The organism is Dactylosporangium sp. CA-139114 (assembly GCF_050955725.1).
GTDB lineage: Bacteria > Actinomycetota > Actinomycetes > Mycobacteriales > Micromonosporaceae > Dactylosporangium.
Genome location: NZ_CP192080.1, coordinates 4,043,677 through 4,059,673, shown reverse-complemented (window position 1 = coordinate 4,059,673; position 15,997 = coordinate 4,043,677). Strand labels below are relative to the sequence as shown.

At 75.4% G+C, this 15,997-nt stretch carries 13 protein-coding genes; 7 read left to right on the top strand and 6 right to left on the bottom strand.

Annotated features, from left to right (window positions below; translation table 11 throughout):
* Positions 1-44: 44 nt before the first annotated feature.
* On the top strand, positions 45-476 hold the full coding sequence (locus ACQP2P_RS18485; protein WP_433617595.1) for a response regulator: 432 nt from the start codon (positions 45-47) through the stop codon (positions 474-476).
* Here the strand turns inward: ACQP2P_RS18485 and ACQP2P_RS18480 are convergent.
* Genes ACQP2P_RS18480 through ACQP2P_RS18470 form a run of 3 tightly spaced genes read right to left on the bottom strand, consistent with a single transcriptional unit; the run spans position 460 to position 3,061 of the window.
* Positions 460-1,032 carry a GerMN domain-containing protein gene (locus ACQP2P_RS18480; protein WP_433617594.1) on the bottom strand — a complete coding sequence of 191 codons (573 nt, stop codon included), beginning with the start codon at positions 1,030-1,032 and terminating at the stop codon, positions 460-462. The genes ACQP2P_RS18485 and ACQP2P_RS18480 overlap by 17 nt on opposite strands.
* Positions 1,029-2,393, bottom strand: coding sequence for an ATP-binding protein (locus ACQP2P_RS18475; RefSeq protein WP_433617593.1), 1,365 nt, complete (start codon positions 2,391-2,393; stop codon positions 1,029-1,031). Before ACQP2P_RS18475 ends, ACQP2P_RS18480 begins: the two co-directional genes overlap by 4 nt.
* Positions 2,390-3,061, bottom strand: a complete 672-nt coding sequence (locus ACQP2P_RS18470; RefSeq protein ID WP_433617592.1) for a response regulator transcription factor — start codon at positions 3,059-3,061, stop codon at positions 2,390-2,392. Before ACQP2P_RS18470 ends, ACQP2P_RS18475 begins: the two co-directional genes overlap by 4 nt.
* 161 nt (positions 3,062-3,222) lie before the next feature.
* Between ACQP2P_RS18470 and ACQP2P_RS18465 the strand changes: the two genes are divergently transcribed.
* From ACQP2P_RS18465 to ACQP2P_RS18450, 4 genes are all read left to right on the top strand, one after another.
* Entirely contained in the window at positions 3,223-3,528 is a 306-nt protein-coding gene (locus tag ACQP2P_RS18465) for an STAS domain-containing protein (protein ID WP_433075894.1), read from the top strand.
* Positions 3,529-3,576: 48 nt separating this feature from the next.
* On the top strand, positions 3,577-7,098 hold the full coding sequence (locus ACQP2P_RS18460; protein WP_433617591.1) for a LuxR C-terminal-related transcriptional regulator: 3,522 nt from the start codon (positions 3,577-3,579) through the stop codon (positions 7,096-7,098).
* A gap of 89 nt (positions 7,099-7,187) precedes the next feature.
* Positions 7,188-7,856, top strand: a complete 669-nt coding sequence (locus tag ACQP2P_RS18455; protein ID WP_433617590.1) for an esterase/lipase family protein — start codon at positions 7,188-7,190, stop codon at positions 7,854-7,856.
* A gap of 54 nt (positions 7,857-7,910) precedes the next feature.
* A complete protein-coding gene (locus tag ACQP2P_RS18450) occupies positions 7,911-9,812 on the top strand; it encodes a potassium transporter Kup (RefSeq protein WP_433617589.1) in 1,902 nt (633 codons plus the stop codon).
* Positions 9,813-9,816: 4 nt separating this feature from the next.
* Here the strand turns inward: ACQP2P_RS18450 and ACQP2P_RS18445 are convergent, their stop codons facing one another.
* Together ACQP2P_RS18445 and ACQP2P_RS18440 are read right to left on the bottom strand one after the other, a co-directional pair.
* Positions 9,817-11,445: a sensor histidine kinase gene (locus ACQP2P_RS18445; protein WP_433617588.1), complete on the bottom strand. Its 1,629-nt coding sequence runs from the start codon at positions 11,443-11,445 to the stop codon at positions 9,817-9,819.
* Positions 11,442-12,149, bottom strand: a complete 708-nt coding sequence (locus ACQP2P_RS18440; RefSeq protein WP_433617587.1) for a response regulator transcription factor — start codon at positions 12,147-12,149, stop codon at positions 11,442-11,444. The genes ACQP2P_RS18445 and ACQP2P_RS18440 overlap by 4 nt, the downstream gene beginning before the upstream one ends.
* A 113-nt stretch (positions 12,150-12,262) precedes the next feature.
* On the opposite strand from ACQP2P_RS18440, the gene asnB reads away from it, so the two are divergent.
* On the top strand, positions 12,263-14,137 hold the full coding sequence (gene asnB / locus ACQP2P_RS18435; RefSeq protein ID WP_433617586.1) for an asparagine synthase (glutamine-hydrolyzing): 1,875 nt from the start codon (positions 12,263-12,265) through the stop codon (positions 14,135-14,137).
* A gap of 19 nt (positions 14,138-14,156) precedes the next feature.
* Positions 14,157-14,501: a hypothetical protein gene (locus ACQP2P_RS18430; protein ID WP_433617585.1), complete on the top strand. Its 345-nt coding sequence runs from the start codon at positions 14,157-14,159 to the stop codon at positions 14,499-14,501.
* 87 nt (positions 14,502-14,588) lie between these two features.
* Here ACQP2P_RS18430 and ACQP2P_RS18425 read toward each other — a convergent pair whose 3' ends face one another.
* The gene (locus tag ACQP2P_RS18425; protein ID WP_433617584.1) at positions 14,589-15,962 is read right to left on the bottom strand and encodes an MFS transporter; all 1,374 of its coding nucleotides are present in this window, start codon (positions 15,960-15,962) and stop codon (positions 14,589-14,591) included.
* Between the last annotated feature and the right edge of the window lie 35 nt (positions 15,963-15,997).

The following is a 15,997-nucleotide window of genomic DNA, read 5'->3' as shown; positions in this document are numbered from 1 at the left end:
CGTAAGCCGAAACCATTGCACTGCTGCAATAACCGGGGGAGCCCATGGACCTCGCGCACATTCTGCTGGTCGAGGACGACGCGGGCGACGTGGCGTACACGGTCGACGAGTTCCGCGAGCACCGCCTGCGCAACCCGCTCACCGTGCTCGGCGACGGCCTCGAGGCGATCGACTACCTGGAGCGCCGCGGCCGCCACGCGGACGCCCCGCGCCCGGACATCCTGCTGCTCGACCTCAACCTGCCCGGCGTCGACGGGCGCGTCGTGCTCGACCGGGTGCGCAGCCGGCCGGAGCTGGCCGGGCTGATCGTCGTCGTGCTCACCAGCTCGCTGCTGGAGGAGCGGATGCTGCGCGACTTCGGGGTGCCGGCCGAGCACTACTTCCGCAAGCCCGTCGACTTCGCGCAGCTGGCCCGGCTGATCCACGGCATCGACCGGTTCAGCTTCGTGGTGACCGCGGCTACCGCTCGGCGATGAGGCTGACGTAGTCGTCCTCGGTGAGCGGCGCGCTGGTGAGGGCGCCGTCGCCCCGCGGTACCTCCAGCGTCCGCCCGTCCTGCGTGAACTGCACGGCGACGATGTCGGCACGGGCGGCGAGCGTGCACACGATCTGCCCGTAGGCGAGCGTCTCGTCGTTGCGGATGGGGTTGTCGACCGACAGCCCGACGACGGCGGTGCCGTTGTGCAGCTGGACGCCGGTGATGTACGAGGTCCCGCCGAGCGCGCTGTCGACCCCCGCGTCGCGCTCCTGCGCCGTCGGGCCGGCGACGAGGTCGCCGAGGTGCCGCTGGGGTGCCGGGACGTTCGCCACCCGCCGGTCGACCGGCACGAGCTGGTTGTCGCGCGTGAAGAACAGCCGCTCCACGACCGCGCCCGGCGACGTCGCCGCCATCGGGCCCTCGTAGGAGCCGATGACCACCGAGGGCTCGATCGGCCGCGGGGAGTCCTCGGTCGGCACCCCGCACCCGCCCAGCGCGAGCGGCGCGACCATCGCGAGCAGCGCGAGGCCGGGGAGCCGGCCGGGGCGCCTCACCGCACCCCCGGCAGCTCGATCCGGAACCGCGCGCCGCCCCCGGGCCGGTCCAGCACGAGCACCCGGCCCCCGTGGGCTGCCACGTGCTGCGCCACCAGCGACAGGCCCAGCCCCGTGCCCGTGTAGCTGCCACGGGCCCCGGCCGAGCGGCCCCGCTCGAACCGGTCGAAGATCACCTCGCGGTCGGCGGGGTTGACGCCGGGGCCGTCGTCGTCGACCTCGATCGACCCGTCGGGGCCGTCGGTCTCGATCCGCACCGCGACCGGGCCCCCGCCGTGGGTCACCGCGTTGTCGAGCAGGTTCACGAGCACCTGTTCGAGCCGGCGCCGGTCGACGGTCCACCGCAGGTCGTCGGCCCCCGCCCGGCCGGCGTCCACGATCGCCGGGTCGAGGCCGCGGCGCTGCACCGCCCGCCGGGCCAGCTCGCCGACGTCGGCCGGCTCCAGCTGGGCCGGCAGGTCGCCGCGGGCCAGCTCCAGCAGGTCGTCGACGAGCTGCTGGAACCGGGCCACCTCGTCGACGACCAGGCCGGCCGCGGTCGCGGTGCGCTCGTCGAGGCGGTCGCGGCGGCGCTCCAGCACGCTCGCCGACGCGGCCAGGGTCTGCAGCGGGGAGCGCAGCTCGTGGGAGACGTCGGCGGCGAAGCGGCGGTCCCGCTCGATGCGCCGGGCCAGCTGGTCGACCATCTCGTTGAACGAGGTCGACAGCGGCTCCAGGTCCGGGTCGGTGGCGGGGTCGAGCCGCGCGCCGAGGTCGCCGGCGCTGATGCCCTGGGCCGCGGTGGCGACCGAGCGCAGGGGGCGCAGGACGTAGCGGGTGGCGTACCACCCCACGCCCGCCCCGGCCAGCGCGACGGCCGAGGCGACCAGGGCGAGCACCCACCCGATGGTGCGCAGGTTCTGGTCCAGCTCGCGCATGGAGTCGATCTCGTACAGCGCGGTGGCCGGCGACAGCAGGATGCCCACGATCACCACCGGCGAGCCGTCGAGGCTCGTGCGCTGGATGCCCTGGCCCGCCTCGCCGACGAGGCCCTGCAGGCTCTGCGGCACGGCGGAGGTGGACGCGGTCTCGGCGTGGCGCGAGTACCACTTGCCCAGGTGGAACACGAGCACCCGGCGATTGCCCCCGGTGTCCAGGGTGCGCAGCATCCCGCCGATGTCGGGCTTGTCGGCGTTCAGCCCGGCGGACACGACCCGCGCGTCGAAGGTCGCCGAGCGCACCGCCGAGCGCTCCCGGCCGCCGATGAGCTCGTTGCGGGTGAGCTCGTAGGAGACGAGGGCCATGCAGGCGGAGAGGGTCAGCGCGCCGGCGGCGAACCCGGCGACGACCCGGGTCCGCAGCCCCAGCCGCAGGCGGGTCATCGCTGCAGCTTGTACCCCATGCCGCGCACGGTCACGAGGTACCGCGGCGACTTGGAGTCCCGCTCGATCTTCTGCCGCAGCCGCCCGACGTGCACGTCCACCAGCCGCTCGTCGCCGATCTCGTACTCCCACACCCGCTGCAGCAGCTGCTGGCGGCTCAGCACCTGCCCCGGGTGCTCGGCCAGCTCGCACAGCAGCCGGAACTCGGTGCGGGTCACGGCGACCGGCTCGCCGTCGATGCGCACCTCGCCCGCCTCCGGCAGGATCTCCATGTCGCCGAAGACCATGCTGGCCATCGCCTGCACGGTGCGCCCGCGCCGGCGCAGCGCCCGCAGCCGGGCCGAGAGCTCCTTCACCGCGACCGGCTTGACCAGGTAGTCGTCGGCCCCGGCCTCGAGCGCGGCGACGATGTCGTGGGTGTCGTCGCGCGCGCTGATGACCACGATCGGCACGTCGTCGCCGCGGCGCAGCTGCCGAATGCACTCGAACCCGTCGACGCCGGGCAGCATCAGGTCGACGAGCACGGTGTCGGCGGGGTCCTCGCGCTGCGCGACCAGCCCCTCCTCCGCGCTCGCCGCGCCGCGGACCGCGTAGCCCTCGTCCTCCAGCGCGAGCGCCAGCGAGAGCCGGATCCGGTCGTCGTCCTCGATCACCAGCACGCCTGCCATAGGGGCATCATGCCGGGCGCGACCGCCCGGCGACCACTTCCCCGGCCCCGACCGGGGGCCTGCGCCGCCGAAGTCACACAACCGTCACGGATCCGGGCAGGGTTCGCCACATCGGAGCCGAACGCTGGGGAGGTGGGCACCGGCGACGACGGGAGACGCACATGCACAGCGGCACGGCCGACGCGGCCACCCCCACGATCGAGGTGGTGATCCGCGAGGAACTGGACGCGGCCTCGGTACCGCGCTTCGCCGCCCTCCTCCACGAGGCGGCGGATCTCGGGCCGGACCACCTGGTCGTCGATCTCACGGAGTGCCCGTTCGTCGACGCGGCCGCGATCGGCATGCTCCTGGACGTGCACCGGCGCATGTTCGTCGCGGGCGGGCGGCTCACCCTGCGCTCGCCCGGCCCACGGGTCACCCGCACCCTGCGCCTGGCCCGCGTGAGCAACGTCCTGCACGTGCAATAACCCGCGCGTACTTCCCCTGCGCGTTACCCGCGCGTAACACTGAACGGCATGGTTGATGCATCGACCGTGCAGAAAGTTCGGCTCCTGGGCCGCGACGACGACCTGGCCGCCGCCACGGCCCTGCTCGGCGCCGCCACCGAAGGCCGCGGCGGCGCCCTGGTCCTGGCCGGCCCGCCGGGCATCGGCCGCACGGCCCTCCTGAACGCCCTCGCGGACACCGCCGTCAACCCCCTCTCGACGGTGTCCGCGAGCGGCCCGGCCGGCACGGAGACCGCGACGGCGTCCGCGAGCGGTCCGGCCGGCACGCCCACCGGCGGCTTCGTGACGGTCCTGTCCGTGACCGGGTGCCACGCCGAGTCCGCGCTCCCGCTCGCCGGCCTGCACCGCCTCCTCGCCGGCCTGCCCTACCCGGCCCAGGCACACGGCCCGGCCCAAGCGCACGGCCCGGCCCAAGCGAACGGCCCGGCCGAGGCGCACGACTGGGCCCAGGCGCACGGTCCGGCCGAGGCGGACGGCGAGCCGCACGACCGGCTCGCGGCCGGGCTGGCGGTGCTCGCCGCGCTGCGGGACGTCGCGCGGGCCGGGCCGGTCCTCGTGCTCGTCGACGACGCCCACGCGCTCGACCGCGCCTCGCTCGACGCGCTCGCCGTCGCCGCGCGGCGGGCCGGGGGCGAGCGGATCGCGCTCGTGTTCGCGCTGCGGGACACGCCCGCGGCCGCCGCCGGCGAGGCCGTGCTCGCCGGGCTGCCCCGCCGCCGCCTCGGCCCCCTGGACCGCCGCGACAGCCGGTCGCTGCTCGCCCGGGCCGTGCCGGGCCTCGCCGGCGACGTGGCCGGGGTCCTCGCCGGGCGGGCCGCGGGCAACCCGCGCGCCCTGACCGAGCTGGCCGCGGCCCTCTCCGCCGAGCAGCGCCGCGGCGAGGCCGACCCGCCCACGACGCCGCCGCGCGACGGGCCGCTCAGCCGCGAGTACCGCACCGTCCTGCGCACCCTGCCCCCCGGCACCCGCCGCGTCCTGGTGCTCGCGGCCGCCGCGGCCCGGATGACCGCCGCCGGCACGAGCTGCCCCGCGGCCCTGCTCCCGGCGGCCGACCTGGCCCCGGCCGAGCACGCGGAGCTCGTCCACGTCGAGGACGGCCGCGCCCGGTTCGTGCCGCCGCTGCTCGCCGAGGTCGTGTACGCGGAGGCCGGGCTGGCCGAGCGCCTCACGGCCCACCGCCGCCTGGCGGACCTGGTCGCCGACCGCCGCGAGGCCGCGCTGCACCGCGCCGCGACCGCCACCGGCCCCGACGACGCCCTGGCCACCGAGCTCGCCCGGGCCGCCCTCGCCGCGGACGGCGCCGGCACCGCCGCCGCGGCCGACGGAGCCGGCACCGCCGACGCCGGGGCGAGCGGGGCCGATGCCGCCGCCGCGCCAGACCGAGACTGCGCGGCCCACGTCCGAGCCGACGCCGCCGCCGCCACGCCCGACCGAGACTGCCCGGCCCACGTCCGAGCCGACGCCGCCGCCGCCACGCCCGACCGAGACTGCGCGGCCCACGTCCGAGCCGACGCCGCCGCCGCCACGCCCGACCGAGACTGCCCGGCCCACGTCCGAGCCGACGCCGCCGCCGCCACGCCCGACCGAGACTGCCCGGCCCACGTCCGAGCCGACGCCGCCGCCGCCACGCCCGACCGAGACTGCCCGGCCCACGTCCGAGCCGACGCCGCCGCCGCCACGCCCGACCGAGACTGCCCGGCCCACGTCCGAGCCGACGCCGCCGCCGCCACGCCCGACCGAGACTGCCCGGCCCACGTCCGAGCCGACGCCGCCGCCGCCACGCCCGACCGAGACTGCCCGGCCCACGTCGGAGCCGACGTCGGGGCCGATGCCGCCGCCGTCGCGGCGCTGCGGCGGGCGGCCGAGCTCACCACCGACCCGGCCCGGGCGGCGGCCTGGACCCTCGGCGCGGCCCGGCTCGCGTGGCGCGGTGGCGAGCCGCACCGGGCGCGGCTGCTGCTGCGGGCCGTGTTCCCGCCGGTGGTACCGCAGGCGCTGCACGCGGAACGGGACCTGCTGCTCGGCGAGGTGGAGCTGCGCACCGGCGCGCCCGGGGACGCCCGGCACACCCTGCTCGCCGCGGCCGCCCGGCTGCCCGGACGGCGGGCCCTGCGCGCCCTCGCCCTCGCGGGGGAGGCGCTCGGCGCGTCCGGCCGCCACGATGAGTTCGCCGCGGTGGCGCGGCGGGCCCTCGCCCTGCGCCCCGCGCCGGACCCCGCCGCAGACCCCGGATCGGACCACGGGCCTGACCCCGCCGCAAACCCCGGGCCGCACCCCGCCGCAGACCCCCGGCCGGACCCCGAGCCGGACCCCGCCGCAGACCCCGGGCCGCACCCCGCCCCGGACGAAGCGGTGCTGTTCGAGCACTTCGCGGGCATGGCCGCCGGATACGCCGGAGACCCCGCCCGCGCCGCCGGTCCGCTGCGGCGGGCCGTCGCGCTCGCCGCCGCCTGCGCCGACCCGCCGGTGCTCGTGCGGGCCGCCTGGGCCGGGATCGTCGCCGGGCGGGACGAGGACGCGCACCGGCTGGCCGTCCGGGCGGCCCGCCTGGCCCGGGGCGTCGGCGACCGGGCCACCGAGCCGCTGGCCCAGGACGTCGCCGCGACCGCCGCGCTCGCCCTCGGCGACCTCGACCTCGCCGCCGCCACGGCCGCCGAGGGGCTGCGCCTGGCCGCGGCCACCGGTCAGGACGCGGTCGCCGACAACTGCTGCGGCCTGCTGGCGGTGATCGCGGGTTTGCTCGGCGACGCGGACGGCTGCCGGCGCTGGGTGGGCCGCTGCCGGGCCCGGGCCGGCGGCGACGTCGACAGCCAGGCCCGGGCCATGTGCGTGTGGGCCGCGAGCCTCGTCGACGTCGCCGCGGGGCGCCACGCCGACGCGGCCGGGCGGCTCTGGGGCGTCATGCGCACCGCGGTGGGGCGCGGGCACCTGGGCGTCCAGGTGCCGGCCATCCCGACGCTGGTGGAGGCGGTCGTGCGCAGCGGCGATCCCGGCCCGGCCCGGCAGGTCCTCGCCGCCTACGACGTGTGGGCGGCGGCGACGGCGAACCCGACCTGGCTGGCGCTGTCGGCGCGCTGCCACGGCCTGCTCGCGGCCGGCGACGACGAGGCCGACGAGCGCTTCCGCGAGGCGCTGCGGCTGCACCTGGCCGGCGACTCGGCGTTGCCGGGCGCGCGCACGGAGCTGCTCTACGGCGAGGAGCTGCGCCGCCGCCGGCGGCCCGCCGCGGCCCGGGAGCACCTGCGCAGCGCCCTGGCCACGTTCGAGCGGTACGAGGCCGGCCCCTGGACGCGCCGGGCCGCCGCCGAGCTGCGCGCCGCGGGCGAGCACGTCGAGGCCGCCCCCGCCGACGCGCCGGCGCTCACCGCCCAGCAGGCCCGCATCGCCCGGCTCGTGGCCGGCGGCGCGACCAACCGCGAGATCGCCGCGGCGCTGTTCGTGAGCCCCCGGACGGTCGAGCACCACCTGCGCAACATCTTCGTCCGCCTGGGGGTGCGCTCGCGCACCGAGCTGGCCCGCGTCGTGCCCTGAGGACACCGGCGATTTCACCGATGCGCGACCGGCCCGGTGATCGGCAGGCTTCGATGCACGACACACCCCGACCCCCAGGAGGTCCATCGATGCGCCGAATCCTCGCGCTGCTGCTGGCGTGCGCCGCGGCACTGCTCGCCCTGCCCGCGACCGGGGCGCACGCCGCCACCGCGCACCGGCCGGTCGTCTTCGTGCACGGCTACACGGGCAGCGCCTCCAACTGGGCCACCGCCGAGGCCCTGTTCCGCGGCGCCGGCTACAGCAGCGGCGAGCTGTTCGCCTACGAGTACAACTCCTACGGCAGCAACATCACCAACGCGCAGGGCCTGGCGAGCTTCGTCGAGCAGGTCAAGGCGCGCACCGGCTGGCCGAAGGTCGACATCGTCAACCACTCGATGGGCGGCCTCGTCAGCCTCTGGTACCTCAAGCAGCTCGGCGGCGCGTCCAGCGTGGCGCACCTGGCGTCGCTGGCCGGCGCGAACCACGGCACCACGTCCGCGGGCGCGTGCCTGGTGTTCGTGACCTGCCAGCAGATGTACCCGGGCTCGGCGTTCATCCTGACGCTCAGCGCCGGCGACGAGACGCCCGGCAGCACCGTCTATCGGACCTGGTACTCGCCCTGCGACGGGGTCATCGTCCCGTACACGAGCACGACGCTCAGCGGGGCGACGAACACGTACGTCCCCTGCGAGAATCACCTCACCTACCTCACCGACACCGTCGTGCTCGCCCAGGTCCGCTCGTTCGTATCCAGCTAATCGCCGCGAACCGCCCCCTCGGCGCCGATACTGGTTCCGAGGGGGTATTACGGCGTGAGCGCACAGCCGCAGAAATTCAGTGTGGCCCTCGTCATCGGCGCCCTCGGCGTCGTCTTCGGCGACATCGGCACGAGCCCGATCTACACCCTGCAGACGGTGTTCAACCCGGGCGACCCGCACCCGGTCCCGGTCAGCGCCGCCAACGTGTACGGCGCGGTCTCGACGCTCTTCTGGTCCGTCATGATCGTCGTCACGGTCACGTACGTGCTGCTGGCCATGCGCATCGACAACGACGGCGAGGGCGGCATCATGGCCCTCATCACCCTCCTGCGCCGTCAGGTCACCGGGCAGAGCCGCCGGGCCGCGATGACGCTGGCCGGGCTGGGCATCTTCGGCGCCGCCCTGTTCTTCGGCGACAGCATCATCACCCCGGCCATCTCGGTGCTCAGCGCGGTCGAGGGCCTGAAGCTGGTGCAGCCGTCGCTGGGCGAGTTCGTCGTGCCCCTGACCGCGGTCATCATCGTGGCGCTGTTCCTGGTGCAGCGGCGCGGCACCGCGGCCGTCGGCCGGGTCTTCGGCCCGGTGATGATCGCCTGGTTCGTCACCATCGGCGCGCTCGGCATCGCCGGGATCACCCGCCACCCGGCGATCCTCAGGGCGCTCTCGCCCACCTACGCGATCGAGTTCCTCACCGGCCACTTCGGCATCGCCTTCTTCGCCCTGGCCGCCATCGTGCTCTCGGTGACGGGCGCCGAGGCCCTGTACGCCGACATGGGCCACTTCGGCCGCCGCGCGATCGCCGCCGGCTGGCTGTGGCTGGTCCTGCCCGCGTGCACGCTGAGCTACTTCGGCCAGGGCGCGCTCATCCTGGACGACCCGGCCAACATCGCCGGCCCGTTCTTCCTGCTCGCGCCGTCGTGGCTGCGGCTGCCGCTGGTGCTGCTGGCCACCGCGGCGACGGTGATCGCCGCGCAGGCCGTCATCACCGGCGCGTACTCGGTCGCGTCCCAGGCCGCGCAGCTGGGCTACCTGCCGCGGCTGCGCGTCGCGCACACCTCGGCCGAGCAGATCGGGCAGATCTACGTGCCGTGGATCAACTGGCTGCTCATGGTCTCGGTCCTCACCCTGGTGTTCGCGTTCCGCAGCTCCGCCGCCCTCGCCTACGCCTACGGCATGACGGTCACCGGCACGATCACCATCACCACGCTCATGTTCCTCTACATCGCGCGCAGGACCTGGCGGGCCCCCGCCTGGCTGCTGTACTCCGTCGGCGCGATCCTGCTCGGCGTCGACCTGCTGTTCGTGGCGGCCAACCTGACCAAGATCGTCCACGGCGCCTGGCTGCCGCTGCTCATCGCGCTGACCGCGTTCACGATCATGACGACCTGGCAGCGGGGCCGCTCCGTCGTGACCGCCCGGCGCCGGTTCCAGGAGGGGTCGCTGCGCGAGTTCATCGACGGCCTGCACGCCGACACGGCCCTGACGACGGTCCCCGGCACCTCGGTGTTCCTCAACCGCGGCAAGGAGTCGGCGCCGCTGGCCATGCGCGCCAACGTCGAGCACAACCACGTGCGGCACGAGCACGTGCTCATCCTGTCGATCGAGACGCAGCCGGTCCCCCGCGTCCCCGACGAGGACCGGGTGACGATCGACGACCTCGGCTACGCCGACGACGGCATCGTCTTCGTGACCGTCCGCTACGGCTACATGGACGCCCAGAACCTCCCCGCCGCGCTGGGCCTGCTCGACCCGGCCCGCACCGAGGGCTCCCTCAACCTGGACGAGGCGTCGTACTTCCTGTCGAAGATCGAACTGCGCCGCGGCGACACCCCGACGATGGCGGCCTGGCGCAAGCGGCTCTTCATCGCCACGTCGTACATCACCGCCGACGCCGCGGAGCACTTCTGCCTGCCCCGCGACCGCACCGTCATCATGGGCTCCCACGTCGAACTGTGAGCCGCTAGCCCCCCACCAGCGGGAACGTCACGCGGAAGACGCTGCCCTCGCCCTGGGTGCTGGTCACCTCGATGGTGCCGTCGTGGTCGAGCACGATCTGCCGCGCGATGGTCAGGCCCAGGCCGCTGCCGCCCGTCTCGCGGTCCCGCGCCGGGTCGGCGCGCCAGAAGCGCTGGAACACGAAGGGCAGGTCGGCCGCGGCGATGCCGCAGCCCGTGTCGCGCACCTCCACCACGGCGCGGCCCGGCAGCGGGAAGGCGCGCAGGACGACCGCGCCGCCCGGATCGGTGTACCGCAGCGCGTTCGTCACCAGGTTGCCCAGCACCTGACGCAGCCGGTCCTGGTCGCCGTGGACGGGCAGCGGGCCGGCCGCCTCGGCGGTGAGCCGCACGCCGCCGTGCTCGGCGACGGCGAGATGGGCGACGCGGCTGACCTCGACGAGCTCGGCGAGGTCGAAGCCGGTGCGGCGGTACGCGAGGTGGCCCGCCTCGGCCAGCGTCAGGTCCTGCAGGTCGTCGAGGATGCGCCGCTGCAGCAGGACCTCCTCGTGCAGCGAGGAGAACAGCTCCCGCGACGCGGGCACCACGCCGTCCTGGAGGGCCTCGAGGTAGCCGAGCACGTTCGACATCGGCGTGCGCAGCTCGTGGGCCACGCCGGCGAGCAGGCGCCGCTGGGCCGTCTCCGCGCCCTCGAGCGCCTCGGCCATGCGGTTGAACGAGCGCGAGAGCTCCCCGACCTCGTCCCGGCCGGTCGTCGCCACGCGGGTGTCGAGGTGACCGTCGGCGAGGCGGCGGGAGGCGACCGTGAGCGAGCGCAGCGGCCGGGCCAGCTGCCGGGCGACGAGCGCGGTACCGATCACGGACAGCACCAGCACGGCCCCGATCGCCCCGCCGGTCGGGCGGCCGAGCAGGGTCACCGCGTCGTCGTCGACGGCGCCGAGGAACAGCTGCAGCGGCTCCGGCGCGAACGTCTCCACCCGGTTGCCGAAGGCCTGCACCAGGCAGGCGCCGTGGTCGGCGGCGCCGCGGCAGTTGGTGATCGCGGTGCTGTCGTCGGCCTGGGCGTACTCCTGGGCGTCGCGGGCCTGCACGGCGCACTCGCCGCGCTGGGGCCCGGCGGCGGGCAGCGGAATGCCGTACGCGTCCGGGGCCACCGGCGGCGGGTCCTGCCCCACGTCGGTGAGGCACCGGGCGTAGACGGTCGCCCTCCGGTACCGGGCCAGCTCCTCCAGGACGAACCCGTCGGCCTTGGCGGCGGCGAGGCCGAGCCGCGGGTCGAGCGACAGCGCCGGGCGCGGGTTGATGAGGGTGGGCGCGGCGACGACCGGGCGGGCGGCCCGCTTGGCCAGGTTGTCGCTGTCGACGGTCACCTGCCCGTTGAGGTTGACCAGCCGGATGCGCTGGTTGTTGTCGACCGAGAGCTGCCGGACCCGGTCGGCGACCCCGGCCCAGGTGCCGTGGCGGCGGGCGTACGCGCGCACGGTGTCGGCGATGCCGGCCACGTGCCGCGTCGCCTCCTGCTGCGAGCGGTCGATCTGCTGGGCCATGAACCGCAGGCTGAACCAGGCCGTCGCCCCGGTCGCCACCACGGCGACGACCAGCGTCAGCAGGAACACGCGCAGGCGGAAGCTCACGGGCGCCCGTCCGGGAGGGCCTGCTCCGCCAGCCGGTAGCCGCGGCCGTACACCGTCTGCACGTACCGCGGCTGCACGGGCTCCGCCTCCAGCTTGCGGCGCAGGTTGACCACGTGCGCGTCCACGGTGCGCTCGGACACGTCACGCTCGAAGCCGAACACCCGGTTGATGATCTCGCCGCGGGTGAACACGCGCCCCGGCTCGCCGGCGAGCAGCTCCAGGATGCCGAACTCCTTCGCGGTGAGCACGATCGTCTCCCCGGCGACGCGCACCTCGAAACGCCCGGCGTCCACGACCAGGTCACCGACGGTGAGCACCCGCTGGTGGCCGGGGCTGCCGATGCCGGAGCGGCGCAGCAGGGCCCGGACCCGGGCGGCGAGCTCGCGCGGGCTGACCGGCTTGGTCATGTAGTCGTCGGCCCCGAGGTCCAGGCCCAGCAGCAGGTCGTCCTCGGTGGAGCGGGCGGTGACGAGCAGGATCGCCACGCTGGACTCGGCCCGCATGATCCGGCACACGTCGAGCCCGTCGACCTGCGGCATCATGACGTCGAGGACCAGCAGGTCCGGCTTGCGGGAGCGGCACTGCTCCAGGGCGGCCCGGCCGTTGTGCACCGTGAGCACGCTGTGACCGTCGCGCTCCAGGTAGAGCCGGATCAGCTCGGCCTGCTTCGGGTCGTCGTCGGCGACCAGGATTCGTGCGCTCATCCCGGCCATTGTGACGCGCCGAATGTGAGGAACCTGCGAAATCGGGTTCGGGTTTCGATCCGGCAACGGGTTCTTCACCGGTTCCCAACCGGCGGATTCCTACCGTCCCGGCCATGTGTGGACTCCTGGTGTTCCTCAGCCGCGACGGTACCGCCGACCGGGACGCGCTCGCCGCCGCGCTGGAGCGGCTCGGGCACCGCGGCCCGGACGAGACGGCGCTCGTCGCCGCCGACGGTGCCGTGTTCGGCTTCACCCGCCTGGCGATCATCGACCGGGCGGGCAGCCACCAGCCGTGCCGGTACAAGACCTGGACCGTGGTCTTCAACGGCGAGCTCTACAACTATCGGCAGCTGCGCGCCCAGCTGGCGGCCGAGCACGGCGCGACCTTCGCCACCGAGGGGGAGGCGGAGGTCCTCGCCGCGGCCTTCCACCACTGGGGCCCGTCGGCGGTGCGCCGGCTGCGGGGCATGTTCGCCGCGGTGCTGTGGGACGCCGCGACGCGGACGCTGCACGCGATCCGGGACCCGTTCGGGATCAAGCCGCTGTACCACGTGCAGACCCCCGACGGCCTGTACCTGGCGAGCGAGAAGAAGGCGCTGCTGCCCTTCGCCGGCGGGGCCCGGCGGATCGGCACGGCGGCGCTGTCGCACTACCTGACGCTGCAGTACGTCCCGGAGCCCGCGACCCTGCACCCCGCCGTGCACCGGCTCCCCGCGGGCCACACGCTCACGTGCCGGCCGGGCGAGCCGCCGGTCGTCCGGCGGTACTTCGAGCACACCCTGCGCCCCGTGCCGCGCCCGGAGGCCGAGGCGGTCGCGGCGATCCGCGCGGCGCTGCGCGACAGCGTCCACGCGCACCTGCAGTCGGAGGTCCCGCTCGGCGCGTTCCTGTCCAGCGGCGTCGACTCCTCCGCCGTCGTCGCGCTGGCCCGGGAACGCCACCCGGACCTGTGCGCCTACACGGCCGGGTTCGACGACGCGCGGTACAGCGAGATCGAGGCGGCCTCGCAGACCGCCGCGGCGCTCGGGGTGCGGCTCAAGGCGACCCTCGTGCGCGACGACGACGTCATCGAAGCGCTGCCCCGCATCGTGTGGCACCTCGACGACCCGGTCGCCGATCCCGCGGTGGTCCCGTTGTACTTCCTGTGCCGCACCGCCGCCCAGGACGTCACGGTGGTGCTGTCCGGCGAGGGCGCCGACGAGCTCTTCGGCGGCTACGAGATCTACCGCGAGCCGGCCGCCCTCGCGCCCGTCGCGGGCCTGCCCGACCCGGTGCGCCGCGGCCTGCGCGCGGTCGCCGGCGTGCTGCCCGAGGGGGTGCGCGGCAAGAGCTTCCTCGAGCGCGCGACGACCCCGATCGACGAGCGGTACTACGGCAACGCCCGCATCTTCGGCCCGGCGGAGAAGGCGCGGCTCATGCGCGGCCCCGCCGACCCGCACACGACGGTCACCGGGCCGCTCTACGCCGCGGCGGAGGGGCTCGACGACGTGAGCGCGATGCAGTACGTCGACCTGCACACCTGGCTGCCCGGCGACATCCTCACGAAGGCCGACCGGATGTCGATGGCGCACTCGCTGGAGCTGCGGGTGCCGTTCCTCGACCGTGCCGTGTACGCCGCGGCCGCCGCGCTGCCGCCCGAGCTCAAGGTGAGCCCGCACGCGACGAAGCACGCCCTGCGCGAGGCGGTGCGCGGCCTCGTGCCGGAAGCGGTGGTGACCCGGCGCAAGCTCGGCTTCCCGACCCCGACCCGGGTGTGGCTGCGCGGGCGCGTCGGGGAGTGGGCGGGCGACGTGCTCGCGGCGGCGGACGTCGACCACCTGCTCGACATCGCCCACGTGCAGCGGCTGCTCGCCGCGCACCGCCGGGGCGGGGTGGACCATTCGCGCAAGATCTGGACGGTGCTGATGTTCTGTCTGTGGTACGGCCAGCAACCCGCCGCCGCCGCGCTGAGCGTGCGGTCGTCCGCCTCCTCCGGCGGGTGCGGGTGATCGCCGGCATGCTGCGCGCATGGACGTCCGGTTGGTCCGGCCCGGCACTGTCGGCACTGTCGGCACTGACAGCACAGTCGGCACCGTCGGCACCGTCGGCACTGACAGCACCGTCAGCACTGGCAACACGGTCAGCACGCACAGGCCGGAGGAGCTGCCGGCGCTGCTGGCCCGCGAGGACGGCTTCGTCTGGGCCGACATCGCCACGTGCGACGGGCACGCCGCGAACGTGCTGCGCGACGCGTTCGGGTTCCGTTCCCTCGCCGACCACACCCAGGTCAATCACCTGGTCGCGGTGCTGCTGCTGACGGCGGTCATGTCGGCGACGCTGCTGGGCTGGGCGAAACGCCAGGGCTGGTGGTGAGCTTCTCGTTGTTGGTGAGCCGCCGGTTCATCGCGGCTCTCACACCGGTCGCGCCGGGCTGACGGTGACCTTCTGCAACAGCGGCGCTCACGCCGGGCTGACGGTGACCTTTCGCAGCAGCGGTGTGAAGGCCGCGAGGCCGGCGGCGACGAGGATCGCGCCGGCGTAGAACGGTGTCCGCAGCCCATACGCGTGGGCCAGCGCTCCCGCGGCGAGCGCGCCCACCGGGGCCGCGCCGCGGCCGACGATGCGGAACGCGCTGGTGACGCGGCCGATGTAGGCGTCAGGCACGAGCGCCTGGCGCAGCGTGGCCGCGAGCGCGTCGCCGAGCGTCGTCGCCACCCCGAGCAGCCCCGCCGCGGCCACGGCCGCGACCGTCCCGCGCGCCCCGCCGAGCGCCGCGACACACACCACGGTGCCGGCGACCGCCACGACCAGGCACCGCCGCGGCCCCAGCCACCGGGCGAGCCGCCCGGCGGCGACGCCCCCGGCCACGCCGCCGACCGCGTACACGGCGAGCAGCAGCCCGAACCCGGCCGGCCCGAACCCGAGCACGCGGGTCGCGAACAGCACGAGGACGGCGACGATGCCCGCGTACGCGACGCTGGTCACCGCCTGCAGCAGACACAGCCCGCGCACCGCCGGGTCGGCCCACATGAGCCGCAGCCCCGCGGTGATCCCGGCCCGGATGCCGCCGCCGCGCCCGGGCCGCGGGTCGATTGGAGCCGGCGCGCTTGAACCCGGGGTGCTTGGGGCTGGGGCGCTCAGAGCCGGGATGGTTGGCGCCTGTGCGCTTGAAGCCGGAGCGCTTGGAGCTGAATCGCTTGGGGCGTGAACGCTTGAAGCCGGGGCACTCGGGGCCGGAACGCGCAGCAGGATCAGGCAGGCGGCTGAGGCCAGGAACGTCGCGGCGTCGACGGCGAACGGCAGCACGGCCGCGGCGGCGAAGAGCGCGGCGCCCGCCGTGGACCCGATGAGCGTGTCGGTGATCTGGACTCCGGCGAGCAGGCGGCCGTTGGCGGCGGGCCGCTCCACCGGCGGCACGACGGCGGGGAGCAGCCCGGCGAGGGCCGGGGCGGCGACCGTGTCACCGCAGGTCAGCACGAACCCGAGGACCACGATCAGCCCGACCGGCGCGAAGCCGCAGGCCACGGCGACCGTGAACGCCACCATCACCGCGGCCCGGCCCAGATCGGCGCCGAGCGCGAGGCGCCGGCGGTCGAACCGGTCCGCGAGGACGCCCGCGAGCAGGCCGAACAGCAGCCAGGGCAGCTCCTCGGCCGCGGTGATGAGCGAGATCGTCCACGGGTCGCCGGACTGCCCCGCGGCGAGCAGCGGCAGCGCCACCCACCGCATCCCGTTGCCGAGCGCGGAGGTGACGGAGGCGAGCCAGAGCAGCGCGAACCCTCCGGACCGCCGGTGCCCGAGCGCGGGGCGGTCGTCCCTTTCACGGGTGAACATGAACCGGAGTCTGGTTCAGATATCGCGGTCCGTCA

What these genes read in the sequence shown, in the direction of transcription:
- ACQP2P_RS18470 (WP_433617592.1), bottom strand. Translation starts at nt 3,061, where the DNA reads ATGGCAGGCGTGCTGGTGATCGAGGACGACGACCGGATCCGGCTCTCG.
- ACQP2P_RS18430 (WP_433617585.1), top strand. Translation starts at nt 14,157, where the DNA reads ATGGACGTCCGGTTGGTCCGGCCCGGCACTGTCGGCACTGTCGGCACT.
- asnB (WP_433617586.1), top strand. Translation starts at nt 12,263, where the DNA reads ATGTGTGGACTCCTGGTGTTCCTCAGCCGCGACGGTACCGCCGACCGG.
- ACQP2P_RS18455 (WP_433617590.1), top strand. Translation starts at nt 7,188, where the DNA reads ATGCGCCGAATCCTCGCGCTGCTGCTGGCGTGCGCCGCGGCACTGCTC.
- ACQP2P_RS18465 (WP_433075894.1), top strand. Translation starts at nt 3,223, where the DNA reads ATGCACAGCGGCACGGCCGACGCGGCCACCCCCACGATCGAGGTGGTG.
- ACQP2P_RS18425 (WP_433617584.1), bottom strand. Translation starts at nt 15,962, where the DNA reads ATGTTCACCCGTGAAAGGGACGACCGCCCCGCGCTCGGGCACCGGCGG.
- ACQP2P_RS18440 (WP_433617587.1), bottom strand. Translation starts at nt 12,149, where the DNA reads ATGAGCGCACGAATCCTGGTCGCCGACGACGACCCGAAGCAGGCCGAG.
- ACQP2P_RS18485 (WP_433617595.1), top strand. Translation starts at nt 45, where the DNA reads ATGGACCTCGCGCACATTCTGCTGGTCGAGGACGACGCGGGCGACGTG.
- ACQP2P_RS18475 (WP_433617593.1), bottom strand. Translation starts at nt 2,393, where the DNA reads ATGACCCGCCTGCGGCTGGGGCTGCGGACCCGGGTCGTCGCCGGGTTC.
- ACQP2P_RS18460 (WP_433617591.1), top strand. Translation starts at nt 3,577, where the DNA reads ATGGTTGATGCATCGACCGTGCAGAAAGTTCGGCTCCTGGGCCGCGAC.